The sequence below is a fragment of the Kocuria sp. CPCC 204721 genome (assembly GCF_040980945.1).
Lineage (GTDB): Bacteria > Actinomycetota > Actinomycetes > Actinomycetales > Micrococcaceae > Kocuria > Kocuria marina.
On sequence record NZ_JAVKPO010000005.1, the window covers coordinates 146,672 to 169,459 of the forward strand.

The 22,788-nt window shown below is 70.5% G+C and carries 18 protein-coding genes and 1 pseudogene; 9 read left to right on the forward strand and 10 right to left on the reverse strand.

The annotated features are described in order from the left end of the window. Positions 1 to 84 precede the first annotated feature (84 nt). Positions 85 to 1,656, forward strand: coding sequence for a hypothetical protein (locus tag RF637_RS07050; RefSeq protein WP_368844466.1), 1,572 nt, complete (start codon positions 85 to 87; stop codon positions 1,654 to 1,656). A gap of 131 nt (positions 1,657 to 1,787) precedes the next feature. On the opposite strand, the gene RF637_RS07055 is transcribed toward RF637_RS07050, so the two are convergent. From RF637_RS07055 to RF637_RS07075, 5 genes and pseudogenes are all read right to left on the reverse strand, one after another. Continuing rightward, complete coding sequence (locus tag RF637_RS07055; protein ID WP_368844467.1) at positions 1,788 to 2,543, reverse strand: SDR family NAD(P)-dependent oxidoreductase; 756 nt, start codon at positions 2,541 to 2,543, stop codon at positions 1,788 to 1,790. Continuing rightward, on the reverse strand, positions 2,540 to 3,532 hold the full coding sequence (locus RF637_RS07060; RefSeq protein ID WP_131333290.1) for a peptidoglycan bridge formation glycyltransferase FemA/FemB family protein: 993 nt from the start codon (positions 3,530 to 3,532) through the stop codon (positions 2,540 to 2,542). Before RF637_RS07060 ends, RF637_RS07055 begins: the two co-directional genes overlap by 4 nt. 40 nt (positions 3,533 to 3,572) lie before the next feature. Then, entirely contained in the window at positions 3,573 to 5,285 is a 1,713-nt protein-coding gene (locus RF637_RS07065) for an LCP family protein (protein WP_144998750.1), read from the reverse strand. A 157-nt stretch (positions 5,286 to 5,442) separates the two neighbouring features. Continuing rightward, positions 5,443 to 6,039, reverse strand: a complete 597-nt coding sequence (gene purE, locus RF637_RS07070) for a 5-(carboxyamino)imidazole ribonucleotide mutase (RefSeq protein WP_368835754.1) — start codon at positions 6,037 to 6,039, stop codon at positions 5,443 to 5,445. A 12-nt stretch (positions 6,040 to 6,051) separates the two neighbouring features. After that, positions 6,052 to 7,221, reverse strand: a pseudogene (locus RF637_RS07075) (5-(carboxyamino)imidazole ribonucleotide synthase); the annotation flags it as partial. Positions 7,222 to 7,411: 190 nt separating this feature from the next. Here RF637_RS07075 and RF637_RS07080 point away from each other — a divergent pair. After that, positions 7,412 to 8,044 (forward strand): GtrA family protein, encoded by a 633-nt coding sequence (locus RF637_RS07080; RefSeq protein WP_368835743.1) that lies wholly within the window; start codon positions 7,412 to 7,414, stop codon positions 8,042 to 8,044. 98 nt (positions 8,045 to 8,142) lie between these two features. On the opposite strand, the gene RF637_RS07085 is transcribed toward RF637_RS07080, so the two are convergent. Further along, on the reverse strand, positions 8,143 to 8,847 hold the full coding sequence (locus tag RF637_RS07085) for a TIGR03089 family protein (protein ID WP_368844468.1): 705 nt from the start codon (positions 8,845 to 8,847) through the stop codon (positions 8,143 to 8,145). Positions 8,848 to 9,080: 233 nt separating this feature from the next. Between RF637_RS07085 and RF637_RS07090 the strand changes: the two genes are divergently transcribed. The 4 genes from RF637_RS07090 (at position 9,081) to RF637_RS07105 (ending at position 12,407) form a co-directional block, all read left to right on the forward strand. Continuing rightward, positions 9,081 to 9,650 (forward strand): WhiB family transcriptional regulator, encoded by a 570-nt coding sequence (locus RF637_RS07090; RefSeq protein WP_368835745.1) that lies wholly within the window; start codon positions 9,081 to 9,083, stop codon positions 9,648 to 9,650. A 5-nt stretch (positions 9,651 to 9,655) separates the two neighbouring features. After that, on the forward strand, positions 9,656 to 10,312 hold the full coding sequence (locus RF637_RS07095) for a DUF3499 domain-containing protein (RefSeq protein ID WP_260850662.1): 657 nt from the start codon (positions 9,656 to 9,658) through the stop codon (positions 10,310 to 10,312). A gap of 76 nt (positions 10,313 to 10,388) precedes the next feature. After that, positions 10,389 to 11,678, forward strand: a complete 1,290-nt coding sequence (locus RF637_RS07100) for an Ig-like domain-containing protein (RefSeq protein ID WP_368835746.1) — start codon at positions 10,389 to 10,391, stop codon at positions 11,676 to 11,678. A 9-nt stretch (positions 11,679 to 11,687) separates the two neighbouring features. Next, a complete protein-coding gene (locus tag RF637_RS07105) occupies positions 11,688 to 12,407 on the forward strand; it encodes a TIGR01906 family membrane protein (RefSeq protein ID WP_368835747.1) in 720 nt (239 codons plus the stop codon). Here RF637_RS07105 and RF637_RS07110 read toward each other — a convergent pair. After that, positions 12,391 to 14,016, reverse strand: a complete 1,626-nt coding sequence (locus RF637_RS07110; RefSeq protein WP_368835748.1) for a dolichyl-phosphate-mannose--protein mannosyltransferase — start codon at positions 14,014 to 14,016, stop codon at positions 12,391 to 12,393. The two genes, RF637_RS07105 and RF637_RS07110, sit on opposite strands and share 17 nt — an antisense overlap. Before the next feature lie 81 nt (positions 14,017 to 14,097). Between RF637_RS07110 and rsmI the strand changes: the two genes are divergently transcribed. Beyond that, positions 14,098 to 14,988 (forward strand): 16S rRNA (cytidine(1402)-2'-O)-methyltransferase, encoded by an 891-nt coding sequence (gene rsmI, locus RF637_RS07115; protein ID WP_368835749.1) that lies wholly within the window; start codon positions 14,098 to 14,100, stop codon positions 14,986 to 14,988. A gap of 151 nt (positions 14,989 to 15,139) precedes the next feature. Here the strand turns inward: rsmI and RF637_RS07120 are convergent, their stop codons facing one another. From RF637_RS07120 to RF637_RS07130, 3 genes are read right to left on the reverse strand one after another with little or no spacing between them, the layout of a single operon-like run. Next, a complete protein-coding gene (locus tag RF637_RS07120) occupies positions 15,140 to 17,632 on the reverse strand; it encodes a transglutaminaseTgpA domain-containing protein (protein WP_368844469.1) in 2,493 nt (830 codons plus the stop codon). Then, a complete protein-coding gene (locus RF637_RS07125) occupies positions 17,629 to 19,215 on the reverse strand; it encodes a DUF58 domain-containing protein (protein WP_368844470.1) in 1,587 nt (528 codons plus the stop codon). The genes RF637_RS07120 and RF637_RS07125 overlap by 4 nt, the downstream gene beginning before the upstream one ends. Next, complete coding sequence (locus tag RF637_RS07130; RefSeq protein WP_368844471.1) at positions 19,212 to 20,162, reverse strand: AAA family ATPase; 951 nt, start codon at positions 20,160 to 20,162, stop codon at positions 19,212 to 19,214. Before RF637_RS07130 ends, RF637_RS07125 begins: the two co-directional genes overlap by 4 nt. Positions 20,163 to 20,332: 170 nt before the next feature. Here RF637_RS07130 and RF637_RS07135 point away from each other — a divergent pair, with 170 nt between their 5' ends. Together RF637_RS07135 and RF637_RS07140 are read left to right on the forward strand one after the other, a co-directional pair. Then, complete coding sequence (locus RF637_RS07135) at positions 20,333 to 21,493, forward strand: TatD family hydrolase (RefSeq protein WP_131333280.1); 1,161 nt, start codon at positions 20,333 to 20,335, stop codon at positions 21,491 to 21,493. A gap of 350 nt (positions 21,494 to 21,843) precedes the next feature. After that, entirely contained in the window at positions 21,844 to 22,698 is an 855-nt protein-coding gene (locus RF637_RS07140; protein WP_368844472.1) for a hypothetical protein, read from the forward strand. The last annotated feature ends 90 nt before the right edge of the window (positions 22,699 to 22,788 follow it).

Sequence of the window (22,788 nt, forward strand, 5' to 3'; positions counted from 1 at the left end):
GTTCACCCCGGTCGGGGAGGGCACGCGCGCGGTATGTGCCCGGCTATGCTGGAACGCGTTGTGGGCTTGAGGAGAGGAAACCCCGTGGCGCTGAGCGTGACCCCCTGCGGAAATCGGAAGACCTGGGACGCCCGGGTCCGTGTCACGGGCGGACACCCCGAACTGCTGTGGGGCATCGGTGACGCCGAGGCCCTGACCGCCCAGGACGCCAGGGTCGAACGCGTGGCCGTGGACCGGGGTCAGCAGACCGTGGGCTACAGCCAGTTGGTGATCCTGCGGGAGGACCTGCACACGGTCGTGGACGCCCGGTCCCTGCACGTCAAGGATCCGCGTCACCTCACGGAGGTCCTGGCCGCGTTGCAGGACCACGCCCGCACGGCACACGAGGCCGCCGTGTTGCGGGTGAGCCCGGACACCGACGCCACCCCCGAACTCACCGAGCTGCTCACCGGCGCGGGCTACCGCCGCGCGGACAAGCCCCGCAAGGGGGAGGCCGGACCTCGTCACCTCGTCGTGCGACTGGGCGAGACCGAGGGTGAGCTGTCCAAGAGGTTGTCGGACGACACCCTCCAGCGTTGCCGCGCCGGGCTGCGCGATTCCGGGGTGCGGGTGCGCCGGGTGCACGCCTCGGACCGCGACCTGTCCAACGTGGGCCTGCGCAGCGAGTACATCCGCGAACTGTTACGCGCCGTGGGGGAGAACTCCGTGTTCCTCGTGGCCACCGAACACCTCGAGCACGGGACGGAGACCGCCCTGGGGTACCTGTGGTTCGTGCACACCGGGGAATCCGCCATGATCTACCGGCTGGGCTTCACCGATCGCGCCCGCCAGCTGGGCGTGGACGACGCCCTCCTGCTCACGGGCCTGGTCCAACTGCAGCAGCGCCAGGTGCACAAGGTGCTCGCGGGGGACCCCGACCGGCCCTCACAACCCATGGTGCTGCGCGAGCTCGCGACCGAGGAGCACGAGGCCCCCGGCACGTGGGAGTACCCGCTGCTCGGCGAGTTCCAGGTGGCCGGCCGCGTGGAAAAGACCAGGCGCCGCTTCCTGGGCAGGCGCCCGAAGGACACGGCCCCCGACGACCTCTTACCGGAGCAGCCCGCGGTCCGCGACGACGCCGCCGCCCCGGCCCGGGCGACGTCGCCCGCGGCACCCGAGCCGACACGGTCCCGCAGCGCGGCCTCCGAGGCGGCCAGCCTCGAGACCGCGACCCCCGAGGCCGCAGCTCCCCGGAGCACGTCGTCCGGGTTCGGGTTCTCCGATGACCGGCCCACCGCACGGACCGACGGGTACGACGCCGCTCCGCCGTCCCGGGCGACCCCCGGGGTGGACGCCGACCCGGATCTGGTGCGCTCCGCGGACGCGGCCCCGGGTGGCGCACAGCCTGAGTCCGACGCGGCTCGCTCAGCACATGCATCACGCGGCGGGAGGATCGCCGGCCTGCTTCCGGGTCCGTTGGCACGCCGCAAGCGGACCGCGCCGTCCGACGCCACCCCGTCCAGCGAGACTCGATCCGCCGGGACCCCGACCACCGGCGCCCCGGCCACGGACCGGAACACACGGGTCGATTCGTGGCGGCAGAGCGCCGCGGCGGGGCTGGTGCGTCGCGCCGTGGAGGAGGGCCGGGCAGCCGTCCGCGATGCCGCCCGTTGGTGAACGGGTCGTGACCCGCGGCGCACGCTGTCGACGGCGCGGACGACGCCTACGAGCCGAGGCATGCGGTGCATGGAGGGGCATGCCTCGTCGCGTGGCGCGGTCGGGACGATCGTTGCCCGCCCGGGGCGGGACTACTTCCGGCCCGAGACCACGTTCGCGGCACGCGCGACGAGCGACCGCGGCAGCACACCCGTGAGCGCGTCCATGAGGTAGTAGGCCCGCGGGAACACGAGTCGGGAACGCTTCTTGTCGAGCGCGGAGAGGGTCGCGGCCACGAGGTCGTCCGGATTCGCGGAACGGCCCAGCTCGATGGCCTGCGCATTGGCGACCGTGAAGAACTGGGTGTCCACGGGACCGGGGTTCACGCTCAACACGTGGACGCCGTGCTTGCGGGCCTCCACACCCACGGCGAGGCTGAACCGGTCCACGAAAGCCTTGGACGCGCTGTACGTGGCCATGGACGGCAGGGGCTGGAAGCTCGCCACGGACGCGATGTTCACGATCGCGCCGTGCCCCGCGGCGGTCATGGCACCCAGGGCGGTGTGGGTCAGCGTCATGAGGGCCCGGACGTTGACCGTGAGCTCCTCGATCTCGTGGTCCAGGTCCAGGTGGGCGAACTCACCGTGACTGCCGAAGCCCGCGTTGTTGATCAGCAGGTCCACGGGGTTGCGCTCCAGCACGTCCACGAGGGTGTCGATCCCCTCGGTGGTCCCGAGGTCCGCGACCACGATCTGCGCGGTGCCGCCCGTGACGGTCTGGGACAGTTCCGTGAGCTTCTCGGTGCTGCGGCCCGTGAGGATCAGGCCGTAGCCGCGCTCGTGCAGGGCATGGGTGAAGGAACGTCCGATGCCACCGGTGGCACCCGTGATCAGGGCTGTGTGAGTCATGCGCCCACCCTACGCTCGCGCAGGGTGCGCAGTTTGCCCCGGGCCGCCCCGAGGGTCTCACGGCCCGCACGCACCGCGCCGTAGGCGGTGTAGCCCGCGCGGGAGACCGGCAGGTCCCACGTCCCCGGATAGGACACGGGCTCGCCGCCGAAGGACTTCTTGAAGGACGTGAAGCCGTACCACTCGTGTTCGGGACCCGCGCCCTCGGGAGCGGTGCCGAAGAGGTCGAACCACGTGAGCCCCTTCTCCTTGGCGTCCATGATCATGGTCACCACGAGCGGGATCCCCGCCGAGAGCTTGCGATGGGTCTGGTCCGTGGCCGCGTGCGCGTAGGTGCGGGTGTCCTCGGAGTCGTACACGAGCGAGGCCGCGATCGGCTCGCCGTCCAGCTTCGCGAGGTAGAGGCTCGCGGCACCCGCGGGCATGAGCGATTCCGCGACGGCCTGCAGGTAATCGTCGTGCTGCCGGTTGAAGTTGCGCCGCTTGGCGGTCGCGTCCAGGAAGGTCAGCAGGTACCGCACGTCCGCGGGATCCTCGGAGCGCTCGATGCTCACGCCCTTCTTGTGGATGTTGCGGTAGAGGTTGCGGTTGGTGGACTTCATGTCCTTGAGCAGGTCCTTGGCGTCCTTGCGCAGGTCGATCAGCTGGGTGTGTCCCGGTTGCACCTGTCGCGGCGCGAGCTTCATGCCTCGCCGCTTGAGCGATGCCTCCGGGGTCTCCAGACCGTCCACCGGGTGACCGTTGATCGGCTCCACGCGCACGAACCAGCACCGGTGCGCCTCGGCCTGCGCCGTGAGGTCCGCCAGAGCGGCGTCGAACGTGTGCGGGGAGTCCGCTTCGGGGCCGTACGGGCAGTACAGGTACCGTCCGGTGCGCCCGCCCTCGACGGTCGCGAGGTACCGCCAGCCCGGCCCATTCGCCTGGATCACGCGGTGTCCGATGCTTTGCTGAAACCGTGCCCATTCGGGGGACTGCAGGATGTTCGCCACGCCCCCAACTGTACCGAGTGCGCGGGTCCGGGGTGCCGGGTCAGGGGACCGAGCACGTCCCGTTCGGCGACAACTGCTCCTGCGCCGGTACCTTGAGCGCGGCGGGCACGACCACGGCCGTCCCGACGCCCGCACCGCCGCCCAGCGCGGACACCCCGCCCGCTCGCGCCGCACCCTGGGAACCCACGGTGCCGGGTGTGTCGGCGGACGACGCCGCTGCGTCGCCGCGCACGCCCCCGGCGGCCTGGGCGTCGTCGCCGTTCGCGTTCGCCAGGACCCGGGAGACGTCGGACTGGAATTGCGCGTAGTCCGGATAGGTGGGGAAGGACTGGTCGTAGTAGGGAGGACCCGCCGCGTACGCCTGCAGCTCGTGGTCCTTGGCCTTCGTGGCCACGGTGACCATGGAGCCGATCGAGGACTGCGGGATGTCCGTCTCGAGGATCTGCTGGCCAGAGCTCGCGAGCTCGTCGAACTTGGTGGCCACCGCGACCGGGTTCAGCTGCGCGAGCATCGCGGCCTGGACGCAGCGCTGCCGGGCCTGGCGGTCGTAGTCCGTGGCGCCCTCGCGGGAGCGGGCGTACCACAGGGCGTGGAAGCCGTCCATGTGCTGGGTCCCGGGCTCGATCCACCCCAGGATGGGGTTCTTCAGTCCCGTGTCCAGGTTGGTCCCGCCGCCGATCGGTACGCGGCCACCCACGTTGATGTCGATCCCGCCGAGCGCGTCCACGAGGGACGCGAAGCCGTCCATGTCGATCAGCGCGTACGCCTGGATCTTCAGGCCCGTGACGCCCTCGGCGGCCTCCTTGGTGGCCTGCGCCCCGGGATCGGCGACGTCCGGGTAGAGGTCCTTGTGGTTCTGCATCACGTCCGTGTAGACGGCGTTCATGATGCACTCGTCCCCGCAATTGAACCCCTCGGGGTAGACCGAGTTCATGGGGGAGTCCGCCGGGAACGGGACGTTCTGCAGGTTGCGGGGCAGGGAGATCGTGACCGTCTGTCCCGAGGAGGCGTCGATGCTGAGCACCGTCATGGAGTCCGGGCGGCGGCCCTCGCGGTCGTCACCGGCGTCACCGCCCATGAGCAGGATGTTATAGCGCCCGTCCTCCGGGGCGAACGGCATGCCCCCGCCGAAGATGTCCGAGACCGCGTTGCGGGCCACAGAGACCAGGTGCGCCGCGTAGCCGAGTCCCCCTCCGGTCACGAGCATCGCGAGCACGGTCACGAGCACCACGGCCCGGCGCATCCCGTCCCCGAGCAGCCCGGGTCTGATCAGGCGCAGCGTGTCGAACCACAACAGCACCCACCCGATCGCGAGCGCCACCAGGCCGTACATGAGCACCGCGGAGGTCACGGTGTTGGTCAGCAACCAGATCAGCGCGCTGCGCCACACGACCCACAACAACAGGGCGGCGAGCACGAGCGCCCACACCACGGCGGTCACGCGCACGGCGATCCGCCCCAGGCCGCGTCGGCCCGCCACGAGTTGCGCGGAACCGGGCACGAGCAGCGTGGTACCCAGCAGCCACCAGGCCCGCTTGGTGCGGGTGGCGGGTGCAGCGAACCGGGGACTCCTGAGGGGATCCCCCACGCGGGAACGCGATCGTCGCGGCCCGTCGCCCGGGTGACGCTCGGCGGTGGCGCCCGCGGGCGGCTCGTCCGATGCGGTGTGGGAGCCCGACGCCACGCTCTCGTAGGCCTTGGTGGCCGTGGGATGGGGGGCGGCGTCGTCGGGCCGGTCGCTGGATCCGTTCACGTGCAACTCCGTGCTGAAGGGGAAGTCGGTGTTGCGACGGGCCATGGGTGCGGGCCCGCCGGGCCGGGATCCATCAGAGGAGAACGGATCCCGACCCGATCATTGTGCCTTGTCCGCCTGGGTCCGGGCCGACAATGCACCCCGAAGGGGGTGGCGCTCAGTCCTGGGAGGCGGTTCCGCGGCCCACGGTGTCACGCAGCGCGGAGCCCTTCCGATGCGCCGCCTCCGAGAGCTCCTGTGCGAAATCCCGCAGTCGTTCCCGCAGGTCCTGCCCGGACGCGTCCGGCGCCGATCCCAGCACCCGGGCGGCGAGCAGACCGGCGTTGCGGGCGCCGTTGATCGACACCGTGGCCACGGGAACCCCCGCGGGCATCTGCACGATGGACAGCAGGGAATCCATGCCGTCCAGGGTCTTCAACGCCACGGGCACCCCGATCACGGGCAGCGGCGTGACGGACGCGAGCATACCCGGCAGGTGGGCGGCACCGCCGGCCCCGGCGATGATGACCCGCAGGCCACGCTCGTGGGCGGTACGGCCGTACTCGAGCATCTCGGTGGGCATCCGGTGCGCGGAGACCACGTCCGCCTCGTACGGGACCCCTAGTTCCTCGAGGGCCTCGGCCGCGGCCCGCATGGTGGCCCAGTCCGAGTCCGAGCCCATCACGAGACCCACGCGCGGGGGCTCGTCCTGACCGGACGGGACGGCACCCCACGGCTGCTGCTCGGGAGCATCGGTGACGTCGGTGGGTCGCACGCCGCGGTCCTCGCCGTCGCGCAGGATGCTCGCCGCGTGGGTCGCGATCTGGCGCAACCGCTGGATCTCGTGGGCGCCGCCCACCACGTTGACGTGACCGATCTTGCGCCCCGGGCGCACGGACTTGCCGTAGTTGTGGATCTTGGCGCGGGGTTCCGCGCTCAGTGCTTGCGGATACGCGGCGAAGAGGTCCTGGTTGTCCCCGCCCAGGTAGTTCTTCATCACGGCCGCCCCGGCCACGACGTCCGTGGCGCCCAGGGGCCAGTCCAGCACGGCGCGCAGGTGCTGCTCGAACTGTCCCGTGACGGATCCGTCCATGCTCCAGTGACCCGAGTTGTGGGGGCGCATGGCGAGCTCGTTGACCGCGAAACCCGCGTCCATCCCGGGGGTCTCAAACAGCTCCACGGCCATCACCCCGGTCACGCCCAGTTCCTCGGCCAGCCGGACCGCGGCGTCCTGTGCCGCGCGGGCCACCTGGGGATCCAGGCCGGGGGCGGGGGCGATGACCTCGTCGCACACCCCGGCCACCTGGATGGACTCCACCACGGGCCACGCCACGGTCTGCCCCGAGGGCCGGCGCGCGACCATCGCGGACAGTTCCCGCGAGAACGCGACCGCTTCCTCGGCGAGCAACCCGGCGCCGTCGTCCTGGCCGGTGGCGCGTTCGAACCACTCGGCGGCGGTGCCGGTGCCGGCGTCCTGCGGGCCGTCGACCTTGAGGACGCCCTTGCCGTCGTACCCGCCGCGCGGGGTTTTGAGGATCACGGGCCAACCCACCCGCTCGCCGAACGCCACGAGTTCCTGCGGGGAGTAGACTTCCTGCCACTGCGGATTGGGCAAGCCCAGCTCGGCGACGGCGCGGCGCATCACGAGCTTGTCCTGCGCATGCACCAGGGCGGACGGCCCCGGACGCACCGCCACACCCTGCGCCTCGAGCGCGCGCAGATGCTCGGTGGGAACGTGTTCGTGGTCGAACGTGAGCACATCCACGTCCGCGGCGAAACGCTGCAGGGTCTCGAGATCCGTGTAGTCACCCGTGGGTGCCGTGCGCACCGCGGCCACGGCACTGACCTCCGGGCCCTCGGCCAACACGCGCAGTTCCACGCCGAGAGCGACGGCGGCGGGGGCCATCATGCGGGCCAACTGCCCGCCGCCCACCACACCAATGACAGGACCGGTAATGGGAGAATTCACGGCTTCAGGCTAGCGCCACAGCGGACGTTCAGCCATTTCGGAGTACGATGCACTCAATCATCCTGCGGACGCCACATCATCCGTGTCGTGGCGGGTCACGGGTCGGCGGCGGGCCACGCCGGTGCGGCCGCCCATCCCTCTTCCCCGAGCGTCAGATTGGGATCGAATCTTGAACAAAATGTTTGATCGCGCACACGCGCTGTGGAATCTGTTCGTCAAAGAACTCGCGAAGTTCGGGGTCGTGGGTGCGGCTGCGTTCGCCATCAACGCGGGCCTGGTCTGGGTGCTCATGCACACGCAGTACTTCGCGGAAAGCCACATCAAGGCCAAGGTGGTCACCACGGTCGTGGCCATCATCTTCTCGTGGGTCGCCAACCGGTTGTGGACCTTCCGGGACAAGCGCCAAGAGGACAAACGCAAGGAACTCGTGCAGTTCCTGGTGGCCAACGGCATCGGCATGGGGATCGAACTCGGGTGCCTCGGGGTCAGCTACTACGTCCTGGGCCTGACCTCCGCGACCGCGTCCTTCATCTCCGGCACGATCATCGGCACCATCCTGGGCACGATCTTCCGCTACTTCGCCTACCGCTTCTGGGTGTTCAGCACCAAGCTGGACCAGGACCCGGACTTCGCGAGCAGCCCGGACCAGGAACTCGCGTTCATCACCGGGCAGATCCCCGTGATCCCGCAGCGCGAGGACAAGACGCCCCGACACAACGACCCGGCATCCCACCACGGGAACCCGGCGCTGCGGCCCGAGGACACGGTGGCGAACACCCTTCCCGAGCAGGACGTGCGCCGCGCGTCCTGATCCGCGAGGACCGTCGAACAGGGCGCCTGCACCAGACAAACGCCGGCCGGACCACCGCCGGTCGCGCGGCCCGGTGCAGGCGCCACCGTGTTTCGGTGTCAACCGCGGGTCGCGCGCTCCTGGTCCAGGACAGCGGCCGTGGCGTCCTCGGGACGCGCGCTCAGCACCACCGCCCCACCGCCCGTGATGATTCCCAGGGTCCGCAGGGCCGCGTTCTCGCCCCAACCCTCGGTGAGCGGCAGGTACACGGTGCCCCCGTCGGTTCCGGCGAGCTCCAACGCTCGCGGCAGTACCTCCGCGTGGGTCACCCCGGACGGCAGCGCCACGCTGTCGGGTTCCGGGTTCTCGAGACCCCCGTACATGTCCGGTTGCGCCCGGACCTCGTCGCAGAAGTCCACCGCGCCCTTGGGCAGGGGCCCCGAGCGCTCGAAGGCCAGTGCGGGTTCGGCGACCACCAACAGGGTCTGCGCCGCGGCGTCGTCGTCAGGGTGAGACTCCGGGTACGCATGGACCACCGAATCCGGTTCGGGATGACGCGTGAAGTCCACGCGCGCACCCGCGCGTAACGCCGCGAACGTGAGCACCGCGAGTCGCCAGTGCGGCACGGGGGAAATCGTGAGGACGTCGGAGGCGACGACGTCGAGCTCGTCCACGAGCAGCCCGGCGGCCTTCTCGACCCAGTTCACCAGGACCCGCCCGGACAGCTCGACCCGTTCGGCGCCGTCGCGCCAGATCAGAGCGGGGGTGGGGCGCTCGGCCACGGTCTGCAGGGCCTGGGCCAGGTCTGTCGGTGTGCGTCCCACGAGGAAACTCCTTAGGGTATGTGACGGAACCACGGGTTCCCGGGCGGCGCGCCGGTGGACCCGGGAAGCCCAGGATACTCGGCTTGACTCAGTAGGACTTACACGCGTGTAATTAGGGGGTCCACCTGGATATCGACGGTGTACGCCCCTACGTGGCGGACTCGTTTTCGGTCGGGACAACCGGGCTGGTTGAGGGCATTTGAACAGCGAACGCGTGGGACGGAAGGAGCGACATGGGAGAGGCCGCACGCCGCCAGATCGATGCTCGGGAGGACTACGAACCCGGGTCGACCGGGGGTGCAGCTCCCGTGGACTGGTTCGTGGATCCCGTGGATCAAGCCCGGGGGGACTTGGGTGTGACCACACTGGACGATCTCGCCACGGCCTTCCTGGCCGCACACCCCGAGGTCGCCGGGGACGTGCTCCTGCGTTCCGACCGCAAGAAGCCGCGTGAACCGCAACCCCCCGTGAGCACCCCCCAAGACCTGAGCACCACCGAGGTCCACGACGTCCAGAGCGTGGACGCCTCCGTGTGGCAGGCCGTGGCCGGGCTGTACTCCGTGAGCGAGGGCGACGCCGAGGGCGAGCTCGCGTGGCAGACCGACGCCCTGTGCGCCCAGACCGATCCCGAGGCCTTTTTCCCCGAGAAGGGCGGGTCCACCCGGGACGCCAAGCGCGTGTGCGAGGCGTGCCCCGTGAGCGGCAAGTGCCTGGACTACGCCATGGCCAACGACGAGAAGTTCGGGATCTGGGGCGGCCTGTCCGAGCGCGAGCGGCGCAGGCTGCGTCGCCGGGGACGCTGAACCCCGTGGCCGCTCCCGAGACTCCGCGGCGCACGTGCTCCAAGCAGATGTGCAACCGTGACGCGGTGTGCACCCTGACCTATGTCTATTCCGATTCCACCGCGGTGATCGGTGCCCTGTCCGCGCGGCGGGAACCGCACGCGTACGACCTGTGCCCCGTGCACGCGGACTCATTGACGGCACCCAAGGGCTGGCGCGTGGTGCGCCTGGAGTCACCGGACGGCTGGAACCACGACGACCTCGACGCCGTGGTGGAAGCCGTCCGACCGGACGAGGATCCCGCACCCCACCGCACGGCGCGTGGTACGTTCCTGGGCGCCGTGCGACCGCCCGGGGCTGCGCGACCCTCGGGCCCGTCCCGGTCACGGGGTCCCGTGTTGCGCGACGTCTCCTACCAGGGCCGCGATGACGAATCCCGGGCAGACGCCGATTCCGGCCCCGCGGGCGACTCCGGTTCCGCCGAAATGCCCCGTTCCGAGGGCTCCGCGGGCGCCAATGGCGCGCGCCCGGCGCGTCATGTTCCCATGGGCCGTTCCGGGGCGAATACCGGCTATTCTGTAGCGACGCGTACGATTGCGAACGCAAATACGCAGGTGGGGCAGCGCATGGACTCCGTCCCCCTCCCCGCAGCCCTGCGCACCCCGCACTGGCGGCGGCCGTAACCCGGTTGCCCCGTCCGGGTGGGCTGCGAGACCGTGATTCCCACGGCCGCCGTTCTCCCCCCGATGTGAGGTGCCCATGAGACTCCCTTCCCACCACCGCGATCCGCTGCCCGGGACACCGCGCGAGCCCGCGCGTCCCGCCGGGGCGAGCGCGCGGCGTCGTCGTCCGGGCATCGTGTGCCTCGCTCTCGCGGGGCTCCTGGGCCTGAGCGCGTGCGCCGGGGGGAACGACGCCACCCCGGCAGCGCCGTCGTCCGCCGCCGCCGCTCCATCGAGTACCGCGCCCACGAAGAGTTTCGGGACCGTGCGGGTCGAGGTGAGCCCGGCCGCCGACACGAGCATGGTCAACCCCGTGGACCCCGTGGTCGTCACAGCGGACGGCGGGGAACTCACGGACGTGACCGTGAGCGCCGCGGGCTCGGGGGAGCGGGTCGAGGGCGAACTCGCGCAGGACGGCCACGAGTGGCGCTCGAAGGCGCCCCTTGCGTTCGACGAGACCTACACGGTGGACTACACCGCGCGCTCCGGGGACCGGGACAGCACGGGGCAGTCCGTGTTCAGCACGGTGGACGCCGCCCACGAGGCGGACGTGGCCCTCAACGTCAAGGACGGGCAGACCTACGGCGTGTGGCAGGTCGTGGAGTTCAACTTCTCCGAGCCCGTCATGAACAAGGACGAGGTCGAGAAGGCCGTGACCGTGGACGGGGCGCACCGCGACGGCGCGTTCCGGTGGTACTCGGACCGCAAACTGCGCTTCCGCCCGGAGCAACCGTGGGACCCGAACTCCAAGGTCACGGTCACCGTTAGCATCCTGGGCAAGGATCTGGGCAACGGGATGATCGGCAACGGCAACGAGACGGTGTCGTTCAGCACCGGTGCCGAGCAGCGGGTGTTCGTGGACAACAACACCAAGACCCTCGTGGCCTACGTGAACGGCAAGGAGACCGGTCGCTGGCCCGTGACCCTGGGCAACCCGGACTGGCCGTCCACCACGGGCAAGAAGGTCATCATCGAGCAAGCGGCCTCCTACGAGTTCAAGGCGTCGTCGCTGAACCTCAAGCCCGGCGACCCCCACTACTACCCGCCGTTCGACGCGTCCAACGTGTCCCGGCTGACGTGGAGCGGCGAGTTCATCCACCAGGCGCTGCCGTCCGCGATGCCCGTGCTGGGCGTGGCCAACGTGTCCCACGGGTGCGTGGGGATGCCGCCGGAGGGTGCGGCCTACATTTTTGAGACCTTCCGCCCGGGTGACATGGTGGAGGTAGTCAACACTGACTACCCCCAGGCCGATCCCGACGATGGCTACGGGGACTGGAACATCCCGTTCGAGCACTACTCGGACGAGGACTGGCACGGAAACTGGTGATACAGCCCGGTGAGCTCCTCCATCCCACGCGGCCCCTGGCCCCGCCCCACCGCGGTGCAGCGCATCCTCCAGGGATTCCTGGCACTCACTCTGCCCGTCCTGCTCGTGGCGCTGGGGGTACGACTCGTGGCCACCCCGGTCTTCCTGTGGCTCGAGTACCACCGCCCCGGCTTCCCTGCTGACCACTGGGGGATGAGCACGCAGGAACGGATGACGTTCGGTTCCTACGGGATGGACTACATCATGAACCTGGCCCCGCCCGAGTACTTGGGCGGTCTGGTGAGCAGCGAGGGTGGCATGGCGTTCACCCCGGCGGAGGTCTCTCACATGCGGGACGTCCAGCACGTGATGTACTGGGGGCTGCTGATCGCGTTCGTCCTGCTCGTGCTGAGCGTCCTGGCGGCCTGGTACCTGCACCGGGCGACCCCGGGGACCGCCTCTTCCGCGTGGTTCGCGGGCTCGTGGCTCACCGTGGTCCTGTTGCTGCTCACGGCCGTGTTCGCGGTGGTGGGGTGGCAGAGCTTCTTCACGGCGTTCCACTCCTTGTTCTTCAGCTCCGGGACGTGGACCTTCAGCATCTCGGACACCCTGATCCGACTCTATCCCACCCAGTTCTGGATCGACGCCGCGATCGCCGTGGCGCTCGTGGCGCTCATCGGGGCGTTCGCGGTCATGCTCGCCACGACCCGCCGGATGCGGGCGGCACGCTCCTTCAGATCCACGAGGTGAACCACATCCGCCAGCGCCAGTGCTCGTAGGGAATGGTCTGGGCGGTCCACACGGGCCAGAAGAACACCGCGAGCACCACCACGAGCAGCAGGAACACCAGGCTCACCCTGCGCCAGCGTCGCGCCCACACCGGTGAGATCACCTGCTCGTGCACCGCGGCGGACGGCGTGCCCGCGGTGGCACCCAGGCGGGGGACCGCGAGCTTGCCTGTGAGCACCCCGATCGCCCCCGTGATCAGCAGGACCATGGCGGGGAAGTAGGACAGCGCGTAGAAGAAGAACATTGTGCGTTCCGGGTAGAGGAACCACGGGAGGTAACCGGCCGCGTACACGCCCACGAGGGCACCGAAGCGCCAGTCACGGAGCACCGCCCACAACCACAGTCCCAGCGGCACCGCCAGGATCCCCACCCACCACACGGCGGGGTTGCCCAGGTTGAGGATGGCCTGGCTGCACGACTCCACCGTGCAGCCGTCCACGCCTCGTCCGGGGGATTCGTAGAAGTAGGACGTGGGGCGGGCCATGACCGGCCACGTGGCCGGGCCGGCCATGTACGTGTGGTGCGAGGACAGCCCCGCGTGGAACGAATAGGCCGCCACGTGGTACTCCCACAGGGAACGTAGGGCGGGCGGGAGCCACTGCGGGCCGTCGCCCGGGTTCAGCTCGGCCCAGTTGCGGTTGTAGCCCGTGCTCGTGGTGAGCCACCCGGTCCACGTGATCACGTACACCACCGCGCCCACGCCGATCATGCTCAGGAATCCCCACGGGCCGTCCTTGAGCACCGCACCGGCGAACCAGTTCTTGACCCCGGCGATCCGCCGCGCGTTCATGTCCCACAGCACCGCCAGGATCCCGAGCGCGGCGATGCTGAACAGCGCGTTCCACTTCACGGCCGCGGCCGCACCGCACGCCACGCCCGCGGCGATCCGCCACCACCGCGCGCCCAACCACGGGCCCAGGACGCCGCCGGGGCTGCGGGCGAGCAGGCGGCGTCGACCGTCGTCGCGGTCCAACAGGACGAAGACGAAGGCGAGCAACAGGAAGAACATGAGGAAGACGTCCAGCAGGGCCAGGCGGGACTCCACGAGGTGCAGCCCGTCCAGGGAGGTCAGCACACCGGCGATCGTGGCCAGGGTGACCGAGCGGAACAACAACCATCCCGCGCACCAGATCACCGCGATGGACGCCGTGCCGAACAGGGCCGCGGAGAAGCGCCACCCGAACGGGTCGTCCGCGCCGAACAACCACAGCCCGATCGCGATGAGCCACTTGCCCAGGGGCGGGTGCACCACGAAAGAGGGGTGACCCTGTGTGTCCGGGATGTTCCCGGAGACGAAACCCTCGTCCGCGCCCTCGGGCCATTGCTGCTCCGTGCCGTGGAGCAGCAGCGAGTAGGCGTCTTTGAGGTAGTACGTCTCGTCGAAGACCACGGCGTGCGGCCACGACAGGTGCACGAAGCGCAGCACCCCGCCCAGCAGGGTTACGAGCGCCAGGGGGACCCACCAGTACCGGGGCAACCGGGTGACCGCAGGGAGCAGGCGGTCGCGCACGGAGGGGGCCACGGGTGCGGTCGAGGCGGGGGAGAAGACAGTCGAGGGCACGGATCCCATCGTAGGGTGCACCCCTGGAGATTCAGCCCGGCCACGGTGGCGTCACCGCGTTCGACCGGCGGACCTTCGTAGAGTGGACGGGTGAGTTCACAGACATCGACGACCACCCCCGGCACCGAGGACCACCGCCCCGGTGCCGTGGTGGTCGTGGGCACCCCCATCGGCAACCTCTCGGACGCGTCCCAGCGGCTCAAGGACATCCTGCACACCGCGGACGTGCTGGCCGTGGAGGACACCCGCACCCTGCACCGCCTGGCCTCCGGGCTCGGCGTGACCGTGACCGGGCGGGTGGTCACCCACCACGAACACAATGAGAACGCGCGCACCGGCGAACTGCTGGACGAGGTGCGCCGCGGTCGGACCGTGGCCGTGCTCTCCGACGCGGGCATGCCCACGGTCTCCGACCCCGGGTTCCCGCTCGTGCGCGCCGCGGCCGAGGCGGACCTGCCCGTGAGTGTGCTCCCCGGGCCCTCGGCGGTCCTCGCGGCGCTCGCGGTCTCCGGGCTGCCCACCGACCGGTTCACGTTCGAGGGCTTCCTGCCGCGTAAGACGGGCGAGCGTGCGGCCCACCTCGCGACCCTGCGGGACGAACCCCGCACCATGGTCTTCTACGAGTCCCCGCACCGTCTCGCGGAGATGCTCACCGCGCTGCGGGACGCCCTGGGCGCGGACCGGCGCGCGGCCGTGTGCCGCGAGCTGACCAAGCTGCATGAAGAGGTGCTGCGCGATGACCTCGCGGGTCTGGTCGAGTGGGCCGCGAACAACCAGGTGCGCGGGGAGATCGTGGTAGTCGTGCATGGTGCCCCACCGGCCGCGGCTCCCGAGCCCGAGGACCTCGTTCAGGAGGTCGAGCACCTCGTGGCCGCGAGCGACGTCAAGCTCAAGGCCGCCGCGCGCGAAGTGGCCACCGCGCACGGGGTGAGCACACGCAAGCTCTACGACGCCGTGATCACCGCGCGCGGTCAGAACTGACCCGACCCGCGGTAACGACGCGCAGATATGTAGGACGACCGTCTCGCCGACGAGTGCCCCTCGGGTCGGACTTGCCGGTCTCCGTGCAGTGATGACGGCGCGGCCCCGGCCTCCGCGTGGGCGGGACGGACCCGCCCGCGCGGCGTCGTGGTCACCCGCGCGGGCCGCTCCACAGAGACGCCGGCCACCAGTCGGCGCGCAGCCGCCCGCCGCGCGAGGCCCGCTTCCGGAACTCGTCCCGGACCAGCGTGAGGTCCTCCGGCGTGGTCCGCGGGGTCCAGCGGGAGTCCGGGGCGCCGTAGCTCGCGGATTCCAGGTCCGCGACGAGGTGATCCACGGCGGTCTGCGCACCCGGTAGCCCCGCCGCGAGCCGGCGTGCCCGCACGCGGGGCGTGTCGGACGCGGGGGAGGTGACGCCGTGGTCCTCGGCGAGCGCGCGGAACTCGTCCCACGCGGCGTTGGCCCGGCGCTGCGGGGTCAGGGACGCGTCCTGCAGTGCCGCGAGTCGAGCCCGACGACGCCGCCCGCGCACCACCCGCGGCGCCGCCACGAGGGCCAGCAGCGCGAGCAGACCGAGCATCCCGGTCACGAGCCACCACGGCACCGCAGCGGTGGTCGGCACCGCCTCGTCCTGGGGTGGTGGCTCCTGCGAGGGGTCGTCCCCCGGTTGTTCACTCGGTTGATCGGACGGCTGGTCGGAGGGTTCCTCGCTGGGCTGTTGCTCGGGCTCGTCGCTCGGCGCCGCGGTCTCCTCCGGGGTCTCCGGGCCCTCCCCACCCTGGTCCTGGGCCGAATCCGGCGCGTAATCGGGGGTGCTGGGCACCCCGGGGGTGGGCTCGAAACGGACCCAGCCCACGCCCTCGAAGTACAGCTCGGGCCACGCGTGGGAATCGCCCGTGCTCACGGGGAAGGAACGGCCGCCGTCCGGGCCCTCGACCGGGGCGGTGGGCAGGTAACCCACAGCGACCCGCGCGGGGATACCCACTTCCCGGGCCATGAGGGCCATGGCCGGGGCGAAATGCCCCGAGTACCCCGTGCGGGTGCGCATGAATTCGTCGAGCGATCCCATCCCGCCGGCGTCGTAGCCCTGGGCGAGCGGCGCGGTCACGTCGTAGCGGAAGTCGTCGCGCAGGTGGTTCTGGATCGCGAGGGCGCGGTCGTAGTCCGTGTCCGCACCCTCGGTGAACGTGCGCGCGGCGTCCGCGACCGATTGCGGGCGGTTTGCGGGCAGCCGCAGGTAGTCGCCGAGCTGCGGGTCCGACGCCGCCGACGGTGCCGTCCGCAGTGCCTCCGGGGTGGCTCGTGACAGCGCGGACGTGACCGTGTACTCGGCCCCGGACATTCCCGTGGACTCGCTGAAGATGGACAGGTCGCGGGGATTCCACGCCCACCCCTCGTCACCGAGTCCACTCACGGCCACCGGGGCGTAGGGTGCGGGCAGCCAGTGCTCGGAGAAGTCGTCGAACATGACCTTGGCCGAGACCTCGGTGCCGCGGGGGACCGGGTTGCGCGCGGCGTCGGCCAGACCCGACAGATCGTCGTCCAGGTTCTCGACGTCCGGGAACCACTCGTCCTGGTCGAAATCGGAAAGGGTGAGCAACCGCATGTATTGGGGCTGGTCGTCCGAGGTCGTGTAAGAGAACCGCCGGGTGTGCTCGTCCGAGCGCAGGTCCTGACCCACCGCGCGTAGCGGGCCCACCCCGGAGGCGCGCTCCGCGGTGAACGAGCTGCCCTGGGGGAAGGCCCCGTTGAAGAATCCGGGCATGACCGCGGGGACGAACAGCACGACCGCGAGTACACCGGCGATGACGAGCAGGGCGCGGGGGAGTCCTCCCGGGGTCGGGGCGATGCGCTGGGCGCGCGTGGCACCCCAGAACCGTGAACCGGCCAGCAGCGCCAGGGCGGCGAGCGCGGCCGCGGCCAGGCCGAGGGCAGTGACGCTGCCCGGCAGGGTCAGCGCGGGGAGCACGAGCAGCGCCAGGACCCCCAGGCATGCGAGCCCGGCCATGCGCAGACCCACGAGGACGGTTTCCATGAAGACGGTCACCAGCCCCACCAGGGTGCACAGCACGAAGGCCAGCCCGGGGTTCGGGCCGTAGGGGGCGGCGTCGCGGGAGATGAAGTCGCCGGAGGAACGCCACAGCTCACCGGCCGCGGTGAAGGTCTCCCCGGTGGGGATGAAGCCCAGCAGGGCGTGGGAAGGCAGGTGCACCACGGTCGACGCGAGCAACAGGGCGGCCAGGCCCAGGACCGTGACGAGAGGTGAGGGCACGCGCAACCAGCGGGCCGCGCCCGTGACCACGAGCACCGTGAGCACGGTGGCCGCCACGGAGGGCAGCCACCACAGGCCGTTCAGCGCACCGGCCATGCCCACGCAGCCCAGGGCGATCGCGGTGAGCAGAAGCAGACTGAGTTCGATCACGCGGGGCCGGGGCGGACGCGCTCCCTGGAGGTGCTGACCGTGCGGAGTGCGGGAGAGGCCGGCGGAGCTCCGGCCGTCCGGAGCGGCCCGGAGACCGGTGGCGGCGGGGGTTACCGAGCGGCCCTGAGCCGTGGGTGCCGCGGTGGCGGTCGCATCCGCGCCGGGGGTCCCCGCGGAGATGGCGTCGTGGTCCGCGTGGGGCGTGGGATCGGGGGCGCTCATGCGGTGGCCCTCCCTCGGGCGCGGCCCATCATCTCGTCCATGCGCAGCTGTCGGGCACCGGGGTCGGGCGGCGGCGGAGTCAGCAGGGTGGCCCCGCGGGTGGTCGCGAGCCATGCGGCGTCCACGTCCGTCCAGCGCGTCACCAACACCACGGACCACCCCGCGGACTCGAACACCGCGGCGCTGTCGGGGCGGTGCGCGGGGGCGTCGATCACCATGATGACCGAACACACCGTGCTCGCCGCCGCCGCCGTGACGTAGCGCCGCGCGGCCGCTGGGGAGAGTCGGCCCGTGAGCAGCAACAGCGGGTGGGAGAGCCCCTCCCGTTCGAGGCGCTCGGTCAGGGGATCGGTCGACGCCTCGGATTCGGGCCGGCTCACGAGGGCCGCTCGGGAGAGGCCGTGGACGACTTCCGTGGCGGTGTCGTCGGTGACGTCCGTATCCCGCAGGTCGGCCACCGGTGCCTCGCCGCGGGGCATTGCGCGGCCCTGGTCGTCGAGCGCGTGCACCACGGTCTCGCGGCGCGTGAGGTGCTCGATCACGGACGCCGCCGCGCGCACCGCCCACTCGAACTCCTCGGTGGATTCGAGCACACCGGCCCACACACGAGCGCCCGGCCAGTGTTCGGCCGCGGAGTCCAGGACCACCACGGCGCTGCGCGTGCTGCGCGGGTCCTCCTGGCGCACCATGAGCTGGCCGTGCTTGGCGGACGCCGCCCAGTGCACCCGGCGCATGGGGTCACCGTGGCGGTACTCGCGGGTCATCACGTTGTCGGGTCCCGGTTGCGGTTGGGCGCGCCGGGACGGGTCGTTGCCGGATTCACGCGCCATGGTGGCCCCGTGCTCGGTGAGGTCCTCGGGTTCCGGGGCCACGTACAGCGACGTCCGCTCGGCCACGTCCAGCAGTTCGGTCACCACGCCGAACGGGTCGCCCACGCGCACCGTGGCCGGACCCAGTTCGTGGATCCCCCGACGCCGCGGGCGCACCGTGTACGTGACCGGCGCCCCGGACACCGGTACCGAGACGTCCTGGTCCCGGCCCAGCAGGGGGTCCACGGTCTCGTGCACGTCCACCGCGGCGACGGCGCTCGTGCGGCCCGAGCGGAGGGTGCCTCTGCGGTCCGCGTCGGTGGTGTCCGGGCCTGCCCCGCGGCCGGGGTTCGCGGCATCCGCCGGGCCATTGCCCATGCCACCCGTCAGGCCGCCTCCCGCCGTGCCCATGTCGTGGACCGCGGGGTCCACCGGGTCGTGGGTGAAGCCTGCTCGACCGGCACCCGAGGTGCGGTTGCGCGCGGAGAAGGCGGAGCGACGTCGTACGCGCAGGGCCACCTGGGCGGCGTCGCCGAGCGTGACGAGCGGCGGGTCCACCGAACGTTTGAGCAGGACGCGAGGTTTGACGAGCCACATGGCCAGGGAGGACAGCAGCGGCACCATGCCCAGGAACAGGGACAGCGCCAGGACGTCCTTGCGGCCGAGCCACGTGGCGGCGGCCAGGCATAGCACGGCTGCCGCCAGGAAACACCACCCGCGCACCGTGAACTTGGCGCGTGAGTCCACCCGCGCCTCGGGAGCCGCAGCCTTCATCGGGTCTGGGGGGCGTCTTCGGTGGGGACGCGGACGTCGGAGAGGATCGTGCACACGATGTCCTGGGCGCTGTCCGCGCCCGAGCGACGCTCGAGGAGCAGGCGGTGGGAGAGTACGGCCACCGCGACGTCCTTGATGTCGTCCGGCAGCACGTGGTCGCGTCCGGCCAGGGCGGCCTGCGCGCGGGCGGCCGCCTGCAACTGCAGGGCCGCGCGGGGGCTCGCGCCCAGGCGCAGGTGCGGGTGCGTGCGGGTGGCCTGGCACAGTGCCACCACGTAGCGGCGCACCGGGGTGGACACGTGCAACGAGGCCACGTGGCGTACGAGGCCGCGGGCCTCCTCGATGTCCACGACCGGCCCGAGACCCGTCAACGGGGAGCCTGCGCCGTGATCGCGCAGCATGGCGACCTCGGCGTCCGCGTCCGGGTAGCCCATGGAGATCCGCGCCATGAACCGGTCCCGCTGGGCCTCCGGGAGGGGGAACGTGCCGTCCATCTCCACCGGGTTCTGGGTGGCCACGACCATGAACGGTTCGGCCAGCCGGTACGTGGTGCCGTCCGCCGTGACCTGGCCCTCCGCCATGGCCTCCAGCAGCGCGGACTGGGTCTTGGCCGAAGCGCGGTTGATCTCGTCCCCGATCACCACGTTCGCGAACACCGGGCCGGGTTTGAACTCGAACTGGTTGCGGGTCTGGTCGTACACCGACACGCCCGTGATGTCCGTGGGGAGCAGGTCCGGGGTGAACTGGATCCGGTTGATCGTCCCACCCACCGCGCCGGCCAGGGTACGGGCCAGCATGGTCTTGCCCACGCCCGGGACGTCCTCGACCAACAGGTGGCCGCCGGCCAGCAGGGTCAGCAGGGCCGTGCGGGTCTCGGCGGGTTTGCCGTCGATGACCGAGTTCATGCGGTCAAGGATGGCCTTGGTGCGGGCGGCGAACTGCTCCATTATTTCCTCGTCTCACGGGCAGGGGGATCCGGGGGTGTTTGTCCCCATGTTCGCAGGTATTTGCCAGGTGCGGGTGCATTGCGAACGGGGTCGGGGCCCCTTCCTCACCGAGCGGCGCACGGATGCGGTTGCCCGGGGCCGGGCGGGAGCGCGTCATCTATCGTGGAGGGGTGATCGAGACACCCGTATCCGAATCCGTGTGGGACCACGCAGCCCGACCCGAGCCCGTGGCGGGACAGACGCCCGAGGCGTACACCGTGGAGCGGTACGCGGTCGCCGATTCCGGTGACGACGTGCCCAACGGTGAGGGCACGGAGCGTCGTGCGCACACGGATGCGCAAGGACGACGTCGCAATCTCACGTTCCCTGCGCTGCCGGAGCCGTTGCCGCACCCCGTGGTGGACAACCACACCCACCTGGACATGCAGGACGGGTTGGTACGGGTGTCCGTGGTGGATGCGATGGCCACGGCCAGGGACGCCTCCGTGTGCGGGGTGGTCCAGGCAGGGTGCGACGTGGAGTCGTCGCGATTCGCGGTGGCAGCGGCGCAGACGGTTCCGAGGGTGCTGGCCGCGGTGGCGCTGCACCCGAACGAGGCCCCCACCTTGGCCGGGTCGGGTGTCTCCGGAGACCTGGATGCACCGGCTCCGGCGGGTGACGGCTCGGCGAAGGGGTCCGGAGCGGGGCGCTTCGAGTCCGATGGACCAGGGGGAGTTTCCGCGGCTGGGCGTTTCACGGGGGCACGCGACGCGGGCTCAACGGGCGGGCGCTCGCTGGACGAAGCGCTCGCGGTGATCGATGAATTGGCGGGGCAGCGTAGGGTGCGCTGCGTCGGGGAGACGGGAATGGATCGTGTACACACCCCGGAGTCGGGGTTGGCGGTGCAGGAGGAGTCGTTCCGGGCGCACATCGAGATCGCCAAGCGGCACGGGGTGGCCATGCAGATCCACGACCGTGAGGCCCACGAGGACGTGGTGCGCATCCTCCGTGATGCCGGGGCTCCCGAACGTACGGTGTTCCACTGCTTCTCGGGGGACGCGGAGCTCGCGCGGTTGTGCAACGAGAACGGGTGGTACATGTCGTTCGCGGGAACCGTGACGTTCAAGAATGCGGCACCGCTCAAGGCAGCGCTGCGGGAAGCGGATCCGGGGCTCGTGCTGTGCGAGACGGATGCGCCGTTCCTCACGCCGCACCCGTTCAGGGGCCGGCCCAATGCGCCGTACATGGTCAACTACACGGTGCGGGGGATGGCGGAGATCCTGGACACGGACCTCGAGGAGCTGTGCCGGCGGATCTGGGAGAACTCGGAGCGGGTGTACGGGCAGTTCTGAATTCGGAACGGGTGTGCGGGCAGTTCTGAGGGGCTCCCACCCCGCCCCGCACCCCATCCACCATGCCCACCCACACCCTGCGCCCACGTGGCTTCTCCTGCGTGCTCCCACAACCAGCCCACCCACCTCCCCACCGCGGCAACCGGGCTGCACCACACCTGTGCCCCGAAAAAGCAAGGAGCGAGGCGGATCCGGTGTCGTTTCGGGGCACAGATGTTTGCGAGATCGGGGGCGTGAGGTCATCCGCACTCCCCATCCAGTCCAGGCCCTCCGATTTTTAGGTCGTCCGTTCCTAGATTCCTGGCATGGACTCACGAATCACTGCCACTTACCGAGGCCCACGACCTCTCGTGGCCACTTCCGGTGAACTGGGTCGGCGGAAACACCAGCTGACCCGTGATCCTTCGATGCATCAACTGGCCCACGGGCTGTGGTGCCGCGCCGATTCGCCCCCGGATCACGTGCAACGGGCCATGTTGCTGCAACGTCATCTCAACTGCTCTGGATCGTCCGTCCGCATCACGGGGATCACCGCGCTACAAGTCCTTGGGATTCCGATCGGGTCCCACTATCGATGGGCGGATCGGGCGCTGTGTCATCCCGCGCCCATGATGTCCCGCTGGGCACTCACCGCCGCACTGGATGCGTTGCTGGTGCATCGTGATCTGAGGCCGGTGGACTCGACACCCGCGTGGACGTCTCAATCCTGCGGGGAGCCGCTCTCGCTGGCGGACATCTACTCGGCATTGGAGACGCTGCCTCCCACATCCCGTGCGGTCATGGCGGTGCGCACGGCATTGAAGAGCACGCAATATCCCACGCTTTCTCCCATGGAGACCTTGACGCGGTTGATGCTGTTGGCGTGTGGCCTGCCGTGTCCCGTTATGAACTTTCGCGTGGACACACGCCTGGGTTACAGCCTGCTCGACCTCGCGTGGCCTGAACACAAGACAGCCATTGAGTTCAACGGGCGGGTGCACAGCGAGAACCACCACGCGTACAAGAACGAGATGTATCGCAACGAGGTGCTCCGAGATCTGGGGTGGAAACTTCGCATCATCGTGTTCGATGATCTCCGAGATCCCGCCCGCTCAGTCGAGTGGCGCACCTGGTTGGGGCGCCAACTCTGGGTCGTGCCCCGTTTCCCGGCAGCAGGATCTCGCGCTCGCACATCTGTGTCTCGAAAAGGCATCCATATCCGGTGATCGGTGTCGTTCTGGGGCACACGTGTTGTGCAGTGGGATTGCCGCGGGGCCCAATGAGGGTGGGAGGGAAGGTTCGGGTATGGGGGAGTG